10 protein-coding genes, 1 tRNA gene and 1 pseudogene are annotated in these 11,276 nt (G+C 66.2%); 2 read left to right on the top strand and 10 right to left on the bottom strand.

Annotated features, from left to right (window positions below; genetic code table 11):
- The coding region (gene mnmC / locus KIT86_RS22195; RefSeq protein WP_297402444.1) for an FAD-dependent 5-carboxymethylaminomethyl-2-thiouridine(34) oxidoreductase MnmC at positions 1-1,145 on the top strand (1,145 nt) is incomplete at its 5' end.
- A gap of 127 nt (positions 1,146-1,272) precedes the next feature.
- Here mnmC and KIT86_RS22190 read toward each other — a convergent pair.
- From KIT86_RS22190 to tolB, 6 genes are all read right to left on the bottom strand, one after another.
- A tRNA-Lys gene (locus KIT86_RS22190) sits at positions 1,273-1,348 on the bottom strand.
- 74 nt (positions 1,349-1,422) lie between these two features.
- Positions 1,423-2,268: a tRNA threonylcarbamoyladenosine dehydratase gene (locus KIT86_RS22185; protein ID WP_297402442.1), complete on the bottom strand. Its 846-nt coding sequence runs from the start codon at positions 2,266-2,268 to the stop codon at positions 1,423-1,425.
- Positions 2,247-3,359, bottom strand: coding sequence for a YeeE/YedE family protein (locus tag KIT86_RS22180; protein ID WP_297402440.1), 1,113 nt, complete (start codon positions 3,357-3,359; stop codon positions 2,247-2,249). The genes KIT86_RS22185 and KIT86_RS22180 overlap by 22 nt, the downstream gene beginning before the upstream one ends.
- 78 nt (positions 3,360-3,437) lie before the next feature.
- The gene (gene ybgF, locus KIT86_RS22175) at positions 3,438-4,220 is read right to left on the bottom strand and encodes a tol-pal system protein YbgF (protein ID WP_297402438.1); all 783 of its coding nucleotides are present in this window, start codon (positions 4,218-4,220) and stop codon (positions 3,438-3,440) included.
- 5 nt (positions 4,221-4,225) lie between these two features.
- Entirely contained in the window at positions 4,226-4,807 is a 582-nt protein-coding gene (pal, locus tag KIT86_RS22170; RefSeq protein ID WP_297402436.1) for a peptidoglycan-associated lipoprotein Pal, read from the bottom strand.
- An 80-nt stretch (positions 4,808-4,887) separates the two neighbouring features.
- Complete coding sequence (gene tolB / locus KIT86_RS22165; protein ID WP_297402434.1) at positions 4,888-6,180, bottom strand: Tol-Pal system beta propeller repeat protein TolB; 1,293 nt, start codon at positions 6,178-6,180, stop codon at positions 4,888-4,890.
- 254 nt (positions 6,181-6,434) lie between these two features.
- Here tolB and msbA point away from each other — a divergent pair, with 254 nt between their 5' ends.
- Complete coding sequence (msbA, locus tag KIT86_RS22160) at positions 6,435-8,207, top strand: lipid A export permease/ATP-binding protein MsbA (protein WP_297402432.1); 1,773 nt, start codon at positions 6,435-6,437, stop codon at positions 8,205-8,207.
- A 99-nt stretch (positions 8,208-8,306) separates the two neighbouring features.
- On the opposite strand, the gene KIT86_RS22155 is transcribed toward msbA, so the two are convergent.
- The 4 genes and pseudogenes from KIT86_RS22155 to KIT86_RS22140 form a co-directional block, all read right to left on the bottom strand.
- The gene (locus KIT86_RS22155; RefSeq protein ID WP_297402430.1) at positions 8,307-9,869 is read right to left on the bottom strand and encodes an Rne/Rng family ribonuclease; all 1,563 of its coding nucleotides are present in this window, start codon (positions 9,867-9,869) and stop codon (positions 8,307-8,309) included.
- Between the two features lie 28 nt (positions 9,870-9,897).
- On the bottom strand, positions 9,898-10,515 hold the full coding sequence (locus KIT86_RS22150) for a nucleoside triphosphate pyrophosphatase (RefSeq protein ID WP_297402428.1): 618 nt from the start codon (positions 10,513-10,515) through the stop codon (positions 9,898-9,900).
- Positions 10,512-10,979 (bottom strand): 23S rRNA (pseudouridine(1915)-N(3))-methyltransferase RlmH, encoded by a 468-nt coding sequence (gene rlmH / locus KIT86_RS22145; RefSeq protein WP_297402426.1) that lies wholly within the window; start codon positions 10,977-10,979, stop codon positions 10,512-10,514. The genes KIT86_RS22150 and rlmH overlap by 4 nt, the downstream gene beginning before the upstream one ends.
- Positions 10,976-11,276: pseudogene (locus tag KIT86_RS22140) on the bottom strand (histone); the annotation flags it as partial. The gene rlmH and the pseudogene KIT86_RS22140, both read right to left, overlap by 4 nt.

The following is an 11,276-nucleotide window of genomic DNA, read 5'->3' as shown; positions in this document are numbered from 1 at the left end:
TCTGCGAACGGCTCGCCGCGCGCGGCTGGCGCATCACGCTGAACGATCAGGCGCCGGGCCCCGCCGCCGGCGCATCCGGGCTGCACGCTGCGGTCCTGCATCCCCATGTCTCCGGCGACGACTGCCTGCTGTCCCGCCTCAGCCGCAACGGATTCCTGTACAGCCTGTCCGCATGGCGGGCGCTGGAACAGGCGGGACATGCCTTGTCATGGCAACCGTGCGGCGTTGCGCGGCCCGCGGAACACGGGCCGATGGCGCAGAAAATGCGCCTCGCGCTGGAGCAACTGCAGTATCCGGCCGCTTACGCGGAGTACCTCGACCGGGAGGCCCTGGAACTACATTGCGGCTACCCGCTGGCGCAGGGCGGCTACTGGTTTCCGCAGGGCGGCTGGATGCAGCCCGCATCGCTGATCCGCGCGCAACTGGCGCAATCCCGTGCCGAAACCCGTTTCGACCGGCAGGTCGACCGGTTGCTGCGCCGCGGCCAGCGCTGGCAGGCCCTCGCCGCCGACGGTGCCGTGATCGCCGAGGCGCCGGTGGCCGTCCTCGCCAACAGCACCGACGCGACACGGCTGATCCCGATCGGACATCATCTGCAGCGCGTGCGGGGGCAACTGACCGGCCTGCCGCCCGTCACGCTCTCCGGACTGCGCTGCGTGGTCGCCGGAAAGGGTCATGTGCTGCCGCCGGTTGCCGGCATATCGGTCGCCGGCAGCACCTACGACATCGACAGCGACGAAACCGGGCCGACCCCTGCCGGACACCGGCACAATCTGGCCGCGCTGGAAAAACTGATGCCCGGGATCTCCATTCCCGCCGACCCCGGCATGCTCGATGGCAGCGTGGGCTTTCGCGCCGTGGCCGTGGACCGCATGCCGCTGATCGGCGCGATGCCCGACATGGATGTGCTGCGTTCGCGTCAAAAAGAACTGCGCGGCGCCCGCCTGAAAGACATGCCGCGGCTGCCCGGGCTCTACGGCACGTTCGGCTACGCTTCGCGCGGACTGAACTGGGCCGCCCTCGGCGGGGAACTGATCGCGAGCCTGCTCGACGGCGAGCCGTTGCCGCTGGAAAAAAACCTGGTGGATGCGATCGACCCCGCGCGCGGCGCGATGAGACGGCTGCGGAGGGAAGGAATCGTCTGACCGCGCATCTGGCTCCTGACTACTTGGCGAAGTACGCCGACAACACCGCCAGCTTCCGGAGCACAGCTTTAGCACAACCGGGATCTTCAGTCGGAAAAAAAAAGGCGAAAAATCCCATTAGAATCAATGGTGGGGCGTGTAGGGTTCGAACCTACGACCTACGGATTAAGAGTCCGCTGCTCTACCAACTGAGCTAACGCCCCCGAAGGGATTCAGCGTGAATGCCAGCGCCCTGCACTGGATCCGAGTCTTGTCGACTGCTGCGCCAAGCCTCAAATTATAGCGTGGTTGTTACGGGTCTTTGAAGATGCTGCGTTTTTTTTGAGTCTGCAGCCAATGCGTTCATCACCCAACCGGCGGCACACAGGCCAAACGTCGCGGTAACGCTCACGGCCGAGCCATAGCCATGGCAGTTGAGCGAGCCATCGTTGTCGCCCAACCCACAGGAGGCGTCGGGCGGCGCCACGGCCTCGCGGCTGAACACACATGCCACGCCCATGCGCCCGACGCGGGCGCCTGCGTGGTGCTTGCGCAGCCGGTAGCGCAGCTGCGCGAGCAGAGGGTCGTGCGTGGTGTCGGCCAGATCGGCCACCTCCACGGCCTGGGCCATTCGTTTGCCTCCCGCAGCGCCCACGGTCACAAAGGGGACCCCGCGAGACATCGACCAATCCGCCAGCGTGGTCTTGGCGCGGACCTGGTCGCAGGCGTCAATCAGCGCCGAGGGTTGCACAGCCCCGCCAGGCAAGCCGTCGAGCAGCCCAGGCCAGTTGTCCGGGGTCACGAAGTCGTCAATCACGTCGACGACGCAATCCGGATGAAAAAGCGCGATCCGTTCGCGCATGGCTTCGGCCTTGGCTTGCCCGAGCGTGGGCTCCAGCGCATGAATCTGGCGGTTGAAGTTGGATTCGGACACATGATCCAGGTCGATCAGCGTGATCCGGCGCACGCCGCTGCGCGCCAGCGCCTCAACCGCCCAGGAGCCCACCCCACCGATCCCGACCACCGCCACATGGGCATCGAAGATGCGCTGCGCCCCCTCGACGCCGTACAGACGCCGAAGCCCGCCAAAGCGGCGCTCGAACACCTCGGGCGTCAGAAGGTTCACTCGCGATCCAGCAACCACATCTGGAAGCGGAAACCGCCCATGGCGCCCAACACGATGCCCGTGACGGCGATCATGCTGAGGAAGCTCAAGGTGGACAGGCCAGACAAGCCCTGCCCCACCGTACAGCCGAGAGCAGTCACACCGCCCACGCCCATGCAAGTCGCGCCTGCGATGTGCAAGGCGGTGTCCTGCGTTCCGCGGAAACCTTCCCAGCGGAAGCTGCCTTCCATCAGGGCGCAGGCGAACGAGCCCACGACCACACCCGCGACCGTGACCACACCGAAGGTCAGAAGCTTGGACTTGTCGCTGAAGAAGATGAGCCAATCCAGCGTGTAGGCCATCGGAGCGGTGAAGGTGAGCGATTCCATGCGCCCCGAATTGGAAGCCACATAGACCGCATCGAGGGTTTCCGGGTGTTCGGGCACGAAGCCCAGGTGGCCGCTGACCCACCACATGGCCACGATCACAAGACCAATGCCCAGCCCCCCGAGCACATTGTTGAAGCTGCGGAACTCGCTGCCGAGCAGTGCCCAGGCAACCAGCGCCCCACCCACGAGCAACGCCAGCAACAGGCCCGCGAGCGCAGGCTCCATGCCCAGGCCGCTGGACACCCACATGGGGATGGCTCCGCCAGCGGAAATGTCAAATGCCACTTTGTCCACGGTATTGACACGCAACACGGCCAGCACACCGCGCAATGTGGCGAAGGCAGCGAAACCCATCACGAAGAAGACGACCAGGGATTTCAGGCTGCCTGCACCAATGCGCACCAGCGTCTTGCTGCCGCAGCCCGATGCCAGCACCATGCCAAAGCCGAACAGCGCACCACCCACCAGGGCCGAAAGCCAGATGATGCGGTTCGAGGTGTAGATGGACTTGCCCGCATCGATCCAGCCCATCCAGGCCATGCCGTAGAACCCCAACATGGCCACGCCGACGGCCATGCCCCACATGCGCATGCGGGTCCAGTCGCCCATGTTCACAATGTCGCTGATGGCGCCCATGGTGCAGAAATGGGTGCGCTGGGCAATGAAGCCGAAGGCCACGGCCACGGCGAACGCAGCCCAGAGCACCTGGGTCTGCAGTTTGAGAAAGTCGGCTATTTCCATGGCCGCCATTGTAGGAGGCGGCCAACGACCTCACCCGATGAAGGACACGGCACCGCGGGGTGCCGTGCCTCCGGCTCCTCAGCGCAGGCGCGCGAGCCGTTCGCGGCCTGCGGCAGCCGCTTCCGAGTTGGGATGCGCCTTGACCAGATCTTCGAGCGTCTTGCGCGAGCCCTTGGTGTCCTTGAGCTCGATCTGGCTGTTGGCCATGGCCAGCATGGCCTCGGGCGTGCGCATGTGGGTTGGGAACTCGCTCACCAGACGGCGGTGGGTGTCCACCGCTTCCTTGTAGGCGCGGTTCGCGTACTGCGCGTTGCCCAGCCAGTACAGCACCGAGGGCCGGTACCCGCTGGCCGGGTAGCGCACCAGGAAGGCGTTGTAGGCACTTGCCGCCGGGCCGAATTCGGATTTCCGCAGCAGATCCATGGCCGCATCGAAGTCGCGCTTTTCGTTCGGCGCGACTGTGAAGCTCTGCCCATCGTGATCGATGCGCAGCGGCTCCACCTTGCGCAGGCGCTCATCCACACCAGCCTGAACGTCTTTCTGCTGGCGCTGCAGCTCCGACACTTCGCGCGCCAGTTGCTCGTTCTGCCCGCGCATGCGGGCGAGTTCGGCGCGCAACTGCTCGATCTGGTTGGAGAGTTCAAGCAGACTGCGGCGGGTGGCTGCATTGCTTTCGCGGGCTTCGGTCTTGGCAACTTCGTCAGCCTGCTGGTTGGCGTCCACCTTCTGACGCAGTTCGATGATGGCCCGGCGAGCCTCATCGTCGCCAAACAGGGCGTGCGCCTGCAGCGGCCACAACACGGCCACCGCCATGACGCCCGAGCCCAGCAGGCTGGGCGCAAAACGCAAGCGGGTCAGCATGGGGCTCAACGGTAGGTCAGTTCAACACGGCGGTTCTTGCTGAAGGCAGCTTCGTCGAAACCGGTCTGGGCGGGCTTCTCCTCGCCGAAGCTCACAGCTTCCATCTGGGTCTCGGGCACCCCCAGCAGCGACAGGGCACGGCGCACGGCTTCGGCGCGCTTCTGACCCAGGGCCAGGTTGTATTCACGGCCGCCGCGCTCGTCGGTGTGGCCTTCGAGGTTCACGCGGCGGGTGCGATTGGCGTTGAGGTAGCGCGCGTTGGCTTCCAGCGTGGCGGCCGCCTCGGCCTTCACTTCAAAGCTGTCGTAGTCAAAGTAGATCACCCGGCTCAGGGCATTCGGCTGGGCCGAGTCCGCACCGTTGACTGAAACACCCGAGACGCCGCGTGGATCCACTGCACCTGACTGGCCGCCCGCACCGCCCGCACCGGCGGCAGAACCCGTGCGGTCTTCCACAGGCACGTTGTCGAGCTTCACGCCAGAGCTGCAAGCGGCCAGAGCGGCCACCAGGCTGATGCCGGCGACCAGGCGCAGCCAGCGGCCCGAGTTGCGTGGAATCGTGTTTGCGGAAGGCTTGTTGTTGAACATGGAAAAGTCCTTTGAAGAATGAGAGAAAGAAGCTTGATGAACGTTAGCCGACGCGGCGCAACTGCGCTGTGCGCTGCCGCTCATTTGAGGAAGGGGCCCCATTCGGGCTCTCGGATGTCGCCCTGGGCGCCAGCCAGCCGCGTCTTGATGCGGCCGTCGACGGTGGTCGTCATGAGCGCTTCCTGGCCCTTGTCGCGGGTGGCATAGATGATCATGCGGCTGTTGGCCGCGAAGCTGGGGCTTTCGTCACCGCTGGACTCGCTCAGGGCCGTGACCGTGCCGCTGCCAAGGTCCATCACATGGAGGCGGAAGGCGCCGTTGACGCGGGAAATGAAGGCGAGCCAGCGGCCATCCGGGCTCGGCGCGGGCGAGATGTTGTAGTTGCCGGTAAACGTGAGGCGCTGCGCATTGCCGCCCTGCGCCCCCATCTTGTAGACCTGCGGCGAGCCGCCCCGGTCGCTCACGAAATAGATGCTCTTGCCGTCGGGACTGAACACGGGCTCGGTATCGATACTGGCCGACTGGCTCAGGCGGCGGGGTTCGCCGCCATTGGCATCCATGGTGTAGATCTGGGCGTTGCCCGAGATCGACAGCGTGGCCACCACGGAGCGGCCATCCGGGGACCAGGAGGGCGCGCTGTTGGAGCCCTTGAAGTTGGCCAGCAGGCGGCGCTTGCCGGTGGCGACATCGTGCGCGTAGATCACCGGCTTGCGGGCCTCGAACGACACATAGGCCAACTGCCCCCCGCCGGGCGCCCAACTCGGAGAGATGATGGGCTCGGGGCTGGTCAGCGCGGCGCGCGCGTTTTCACCGTCGGCGTCGGCCACCCACAGGTTGTAGCGCTGGCCCGCCTTGGTGACGTAGGCGATGCGGGTGGAGAACACGCCCTTGACGCCAGTGATCTTCTCGAACACGTGGTCGGCGATGCGATGGGCGGCCAGACGCAGATCTTGCGCGCCTACGGGGTAGCTCAGGCCGCCAAGGTCCTGGCCGCGCACCACGTCCCAGAGGCGGAAACGCACGTCGAAGCGGCCGTCGGCCAGGCGGGTGACACTGCCGGTCAGCAGCGAATCCGAGCCACGTTCGCGCCATGGTCCCAGGTCGGGACGCGAGGTTTCGTCCAGACCGCCGGACACCGGGTCGACAAAACGGAACTGACCGCTGCGCTCCAGGTCGGCGCGCACGATCGCGGCGATGTTCTCGCTGGCCGAATCGTTGCCGCGGAAACCGACCACGGAAAACGGGAACTGGGTCAGGCCGACACCCGCCACCTCCACCCGAAACTGGGCATGGGCTGGCGACAGCGGCCAAGCCAGCAGAGGCAAGGATGAAACGAGCCCGAGGACGGATCGTCTGGGAAGGGGGGCCTGCATGTCGTGTCGAGTCAAATCCAGCATCCTGTGTATGTCGCCTGTGCCATGGGTTGCGGCGCTGAGAATGCGTCGCAGCCAACCAACTGATAATAACGGAGGGCACCTGGCCTTCCGTGACAAGATGTGTGCACGCCCTGCTCCGCCGGGCATGCATCCGCTGCTTGATTCCCGCAGGGCCACATTGTTCCTCCGATCTGCAAGATTTCCCCTGAAGCGACCAGCCCTTGACCGATACTGCCCCACCGCAAAAGCCCATGGACGGCACCCTCGCGCAGCGCTTGTTGCGCCTGTGGCCTTACTTCCGCTCGGCCAAGACCGGTATTGTCCTCGCGGCCGGGGCGACCTTGATTGGGGCGCTGACCGAGCCCCTGATCCCCGCCCTGCTCAAGACCTTGCTGGATCGCGGCTTTGCCCAGGGCAATGTCGAGTTGTGGATGGTGCCCGTGGCGCTGATGGGACTGTTCGGCATCCGGGGCGTGGCCGGCTTCACGGCGCAATACGCCCTGTCGTACACCGCCAGCCTGGGCCTGCTGAACCTGCGCCGGGCCATGTTCGTCAAGCTCAACGATGCCCAGATGACCCTGTTTGCCCGGCAGAACGCCAGCAAGCTGTCCAACACGCTGGTCTACGAGGTGCAAACTGGCTCGCAGATGCTGGTGGCGGCCTTCCTCACACTCACCAAGGACAGCCTGGCCGTGGTGGCTCTCATGGGCTACCTGCTCTACCTCAACTGGAAGCTCACGCTCATCGTGCTGATGGTGTTCCCTGGTCTCATCCTGATCATGCGGGTGCTCTCGCGACGTTTTTACAAGCTCACCCGCGACAGCCAGCAAGCCACCGACGAGCTTGCGTATGTGGTGGAAGAGAACGTTCTTGCCCACCGCATGGTGCGCCTGCACGGTGCCCAGGTCCGCCAGAGCCAGCGGTTCGACCGGCTGAGCACCGCCCTGCGGCGGCTTGCGCTCAAGTCCACCATCTCCTCGGCCGCCATGACCCCGCTGACCCAGCTGCTCGCCTCCGCCGCGCTCTCGGCCGTGATCGCTGTGGCGCTCTGGCAGAGCAGCACCAGCGGCGTGACCGTGGGCAACTTCGTGGCTTTCGTCACCGCCATGCTGATGCTGATCACCCCCATCCGCCACCTGGCCGAAATTGCCGCGCCGATCACGCGCGGGCTGGCCGCGCTTGAGCGGGGGCTGGAGCTCATTGAGCACACGGCCGAACAGACCGGCGGCACGCACATCGCGGACCGGGTGTCCGGCTCGCTCTCGCTGCGCGATGTCTGGGTTCGCTACCCCTCGAAAGACGGCGGCCCCGTCCGCGAGGACGACGACAGCCTGGTCGCCCTTCGCGGGGTGTCGCTGGAGATCAGGCCTGGCGAGGTCGTGGCTTTCGTCGGCCCCTCAGGGTCTGGCAAGACCACGCTGGTGAACCTGTTGCCTCGCTTTGTCGAGATCGAGCGTGGCGAGGTGCTGCTTGACGGTGTGCGGCTCACCGATTGGGATCTGCGCAGCCTGCGCCGCCAATACGCCATGGTGAGCCAGGACGTCGTGATGCTCAACGACACGCTCGCGGCCAACGTGGCGCTGGGGGCGGCCGACGATCAGATCGACGAGATGCGCGTGCGCGCGGCGCTCGTGTCGGCCAACCTCGGCGAGCTTATCCAGCGGCTGCCCCAGGGCATTCACAGCACCGTCGGCCACAACGCCGCCGAGCTTTCGGGCGGCCAGCGACAGCGTCTGGCGATCGCCCGGGCCATCTACAAGGACGCGCCCGTGCTGATCCTGGACGAAGCCACCTCGGCGCTGGACAACGAGTCGGAACGGCTGGTGCAGGACGCCTTGGCCCGGCTCATGAAGGGCCGCACCACCCTGGTGATCGCACACCGGCTCTCCACCATCGAGCACGCAGACCGCGTCATCGTGCTGGCCGACGGGCGCATCCGGGAACAGGGATCGCACCGCGAACTGCTGCAAGCCGACGGCCTGTATGCGCGCCTGCACGCACAGAGCTTTCGGCCCGAGGCGTAGGTACGAGGCGAGAGCACCGTCAGAAAGCCCGTGCCGCCGGCATTCCCCGGCCACGGATGGAGCGCCCAGGCAAGGCGCTGAAGGCGTTGCGGCAGCTCGCTACAACAGGACGATGTCGTACTGCTCCTGCGTCATCGAGCTCTCGCTCTGCAGGGAAATGGGCTTGCCGATGAAGTCGGACAGGCCCGCCAGATGCGCTCGCTCCTCGTCCAGGAACAGCTCGATCACCTTGGGTGAGCCCACCACCCGGAACTCGCGAGGGTTGAAGGCACGCGCCTCGCGCAGGATCTCGCGCAGGATGTCGTAGCAGACGCTGCGCGCCGTCTTCACCGCGCCGCGACCACCGCAGGCCTCGCAGGATTCGCTCAGCATGTGGGCCAGGGATTCCCGGGTGCGCTTGCGCGTCATTTCCACCAGGCCGAGCTGGGAGAAGCCACCGGTCATGGTTTTGACCCGATCGCGCGCGAGCTGCTTGCGGAACTCGGTGAGCACCGCTTCCCTGTGATCGTCGCGCACCATGTCGATGAAATCCACAATGACGATGCCACCCAGGTTGCGCAGGCGCAGTTGGCGCGCAATGGCCTGGGCCGCCTCCAGATTGGTGCGGAAGACCGTGTCGTCGAAGTTGCGGGCCCCCACGAAACCGCCGGTGTTCACGTCCACCGTGGTCAGGGCTTCGGTCTGGTCGATCACCAGATAGCCACCCGATTTCAGGTCCACCCGGCGGCTGAGCGCGCGGGCAATGTCCTCGTCGATGCTGAACAGGTCGAAGATGGGGCGCTCGCCGCTGTAGTGCTGCAGCTTGGTCACGGTGTCGGGCATGAACTCGGCCGCGAAGCGCACCAGCAGGCCGTGTTGCTCGCGAGAATCGATGCGGATCGACTGTGTGTCGGCCCCGACCAGGTCGCGCAGCACGCGCTGCATCAAGTTGAGATCCTCGTGCAGCAATGTGGCTGGCGGCTGGCGCGTGGCGGCATCCTTGATGCGCAGCCAGGTCTTGCGAAGATAGGCGGTGTCGTCCACCAGTTCTTCGTCGGTGGCGTCTTCGGCATTGGTGCGCAGGATGAAGCCGCCGGCAGGGCTGCCGTCGGCGGTGGCGGTCAGCCGCACGAGCCGCTGGCGCAAGGCCTCGCGCTGGGCTGGCGGGATCTTCTGCGACACACCAATGTGATTGTCCTGCGGCAGGAACACCAGCAGGCGGCCTGCAATGCTGATCTGGGCCGTGAGGCGAGCGCCCTTGGTGCCGATCGGATCTTTGAGCACCTGCACCATCAGGGCCTGGCCTTCGAAGATCTGGCGCTCGATGGGCAACACGGGATTCGGCGCCAGCAGCTTGGCGCCGGCATTGACCGGTGAAACCGCAGCCACCGCATCGACTTCACTGACCGGCGGCGTGGGGGGACGTTCGCGCGGCGCGGCATGCTTGGCCGCGATGTTGGGCATCAGGTCGGCCACATGCAAAAAGGCCGCGCGGTCCAGACCGATATCGATGAAGGCTGACTGCATGCCTGGGAGCACACGCGACACCTTGCCCAGGTAGATATTGCCCACGAGGCCGCGTTCAAGCGTGCGTTCCAGGTGCACCTCCTGCACGGCCCCCTGCTCCACCACCGCCACGCGCGTCTCCTGGGGAGACCAATTGATCAGAATGTCCTGGCTCATGAAGCCCTTCTCCGTGGCGTATCGTCTTTCAGATCAACCGCACGCCCGCGGCGTGCAGCACCTGCGATGTCTCGTGCGCAGGCAGGCCCATGATGCCCGAATAACTGCCGCTGATGTGGCTGATCCATAAACCCGCACGACCTTGTATGCCGTAGGCCCCGGCCTTGCCCATGGGCTCGCCCGTGGCCACATATCGGCGGATCTGCGCGGCGCTCAACGGTTCGAAGGTGACGCGCGACGTGGACAACGCCGCCCAGGTGCGATCGCCCCTTGTGCCAGGTTTGCCCACGGCGACCGCCGTCAACACCCTGTGCTCTCGGCCCGCCAGATCGGCCAACAGGCGGGCCGCGTCGGCTTCATCGGCCGGCTTGCCGAGGATGCGGCGGCCCAGCGCCACGGTGGTGTCAGCGCACAGCACCGGCGCGAACGGCAAGTGGCGGCGTCTGAGGCGCGCCAGCGAGGCCGCCAGTTTGAGCGCGGTGACCCGCTGGACATAGGCGGTCGGGCTCTCGCCCGGCGTCACCGCCTCCAGCGACTCAACGTCTTCTTCGGCGTCGGGCAACAGCAGTTCGCAGCGCACGCCCCATTGCTCCAGCAATTGGCGGCGGCGCGGGCTCTGGGAGGCCAGGTAGATGATGTCGGTCATTCGCGGTGGTAGGGATGGTTGGCGTTGACCGACCAGGCCCGGTACAGCTGCTCGATCAGCAACACCCGGACCATGGCGTGCGGCAAGGTCAGGTCGGACAGGCGGATGCGCTGGTGGGCTGCGGCGCGGAAGGCCGGCTCCAGGCCGTCTGGACCACCGATCACCAGGGCGACGTCGTCGCCCTCGAGCTGCCACTGCTGCAGTTGCTGCGCCAGCGCCTTGGTGGTGAGCGCCGTCCCACGCTCATCCAGCACGACCACGCGGCTGCCACGGGGGATGGCCGCTTCGATGCGCTCGCGCTCGGCTGCCAGCAGCGTCTCCAGGCTCTTGGAGGCGCGTGGCTCGGTCTTGACGGATTTCAGTTCCACCCTCAACTCAGGTGGAAAGCGTTTCGCGTAATCGTCGTAGGCGGTCTGCGCCCAGTCAGGCACCCGCTGCCCGACCGCGACGATCAGCAGCCTCATGCCTTCTTCTTGGCGGCAGGTGCCTTCCTGGCCACGGGCTTGGCGGCAGGCTTGGCCGTCGTCTTCTTGGCCACGGGCTTACCGACCACCACCTTGGGCAACGGCGCCTTCTTGACGGCGGTGGCACCGCGCTTGGGGGCGGCGGCCTTGCTAGCGGCCGTGCTCTTCTTGGCGGGTGCGGGCGGTGCGGCCTTGGCGGCGGTCTTGCGCGTCACCTTCCTGGCAGAGACGGGGGCCGCCTCGGGCGCCTTGGCGGCCTTCTTCTTCGCCGCGGGCCTGGCCGGCGCTGCGGGCTTT

This window comes from Hydrogenophaga sp. (genome assembly GCF_026125825.1).
Lineage (GTDB): Bacteria > Pseudomonadota > Gammaproteobacteria > Burkholderiales > Burkholderiaceae_C > Hydrogenophaga.
Note: the sequence above shows the minus strand (reverse complement) of the source record. Positions and strands in the feature narration are given on the sequence as shown.